Origin of the sequence: Idiomarina sp. UBA4206, assembly GCF_002383015.1 — a bacterium.
GTDB lineage: Bacteria > Pseudomonadota > Gammaproteobacteria > Enterobacterales > Alteromonadaceae > Idiomarina > Idiomarina abyssalis.
Genome location: NZ_DFTS01000037.1, coordinates 20,851 through 22,236, shown reverse-complemented (window position 1 = coordinate 22,236; position 1,386 = coordinate 20,851). Strand labels below are relative to the sequence as shown.

The 1,386-nt window shown below is 49.5% G+C and carries 1 protein-coding gene and 1 pseudogene; one reads left to right on the top strand and one right to left on the bottom strand.

Going from position 1 to position 1,386, the window contains the following annotated elements; genetic code table 11:
* On the top strand, window positions 1–1,055 hold a 1,055-nt coding region (locus B3180_RS07605), incomplete at its 5' end, for a bacteriohemerythrin (protein WP_286843846.1).
* Window positions 1,056–1,058: 3 nt separating this feature from the next.
* Here B3180_RS07605 and B3180_RS07600 read toward each other — a convergent pair.
* A pseudogene (locus B3180_RS07600) lies at window positions 1,059–1,386 on the bottom strand (malonyl CoA-ACP transacylase); the annotation flags it as partial.

Sequence of the window (1,386 nt, the reverse complement as noted above, 5' to 3'; positions counted from 1 at the left end):
AGCAGGTTGTTAATACCATGGTCGTGGCTATTCAAAAGCTTGAGCAGGAAGTGTCTGAGTCTCAGCAAGTGATAAAAACCCTGTCGGAAGACAGCCAGGCTATCTCTAAAATACTACTGACCATTAATGATATTGCCGACCAAACTAACTTGCTGGCGCTGAATGCGGCAATTGAAGCCGCCCGGGCGGGCGAGTCGGGTCGCGGCTTCGCTGTGGTGGCGGACGAAGTCAGGCAACTGGCGCAGCGCGTGCAGGCATCAACGGGTGAAATACAAAATGTGATTGGCCGGCTTGAAACCAACACCAGCAACGCGGTTCATTCTATGGAGCGCAACAAGACTCTGGCTGGCGAGAATGTTGAGCAGGCAAATAAAGCGTCAAACTCGCTGACTGACATTGTTGAAAACGTCGGTGTTATTAATGACCTGAATATTCAGATAGCGTCCGCAGCCGAAGAGCAGTCGGCGGTTACTATGAACATTCAGGAGAATATTAATTCGCTGTCAGAAAGTGCCCGAATTGTGGATGCGCGGTCGCAGGAGGCATTAGAGAGCTCGGCGCAATTAACCACCTTAGGCGGCGAGATAAAATCTCTTGGCGACCGGTATTACATTGAGAAAGACGTGATAGAGCAGCGTCTTGCGGAGCAGGACGTACTCATTGAATGGTCGTCGAAACTGGATGTCGGCATTGAAGAAATTAACCGTCAGCACCAGCGCTTAATTTACATTGCTAATGAGCTTTACCGCCTTAAGCTTCGCGATGGCGACCAGCATGCATTGCAGCGCTTGGTGGATTCGTTAATTAACTACACCGCAACGCACTTTAACTACGAAGAGTTGTTAATGGAGCGTAACGGCTACCCGGATTTAGAAAATCATAAGCTTAAACACCGCGACTTAGTGCAGGACGTAATGCGCTTCAAACACCGGGTTGATAACCACGAAGACGTGATTGATGAACTACTGGACTTCGTAAAAGCCTGGTTAATGAATCACATTATGAAAAGCGATATGGCTTACAAAGGACACCTTAACAGTAAAGGTATCCGCTAAATATTACAGCCCCAGGCTAATAACCGGGGCTTTTTCACTTTCTTGTCGCTGAGTAAAGTCATCTTTACCGGAGAGATTGCGCCAGTTGGCTGCGACCAGGCTTTGTCCGGTGGCACCACCCAGGCTATTGCCAGGCCCCAGCAGCAATAGCTTATCCGGCGCAAATTCTCTTAAGGCGACTGTAATGGCTTTGGTGTAGTCGTAATATTCGGTTACCTGATGCCCAAAAGTATAGCGTTGCAGGGCGTCCAAATGGCAGCCGGGCGGCTCCCAGATAACACCACGGCCGTCTATCAGTGGCAGTTCAGGCTGTCTGAAATGACTGCTGTCC